We start from the raw sequence: 252 nt of genomic DNA, 5'->3' as shown, positions 1-252 counted from the left end.
GTCGATTTACCGGCACCAGTTGCCCCTACAAACAGAATCAAACCACGTTTAGACATTCCCACTTCTTTAAGAATTTGTGGCAGTTGAAGCTGCTCAAAGCTAGGAATATCGGTTTCAATTCTACGAATCACCATGCTTGGCTGTTCGCGCTGAAAAAATGCGCTCACACGATAACGGCCCAAACCTTTACGGGCGATAGCAAAGTTAGCCTCTCGTCCGCTTTCGAATGCCTCAATTTGAGCAGGCGTGCGA

1 pseudogene is annotated in these 252 nt (G+C 47.6%); it reads right to left on the bottom strand.

The window, feature by feature from the left end:
* Window positions 1–252, bottom strand: a pseudogene (locus Q4528_RS14960) (type IV pili twitching motility protein PilT); the annotation flags it as partial.

This window comes from Staphylococcus pasteuri (assembly GCF_030547725.1).
GTDB classification, from domain to species: domain Bacteria; phylum Bacillota; class Bacilli; order Staphylococcales; family Staphylococcaceae; genus Staphylococcus; species Staphylococcus pasteuri.
Note: the sequence above shows the minus strand (reverse complement) of the source record. Positions and strands in the feature narration are given on the sequence as shown.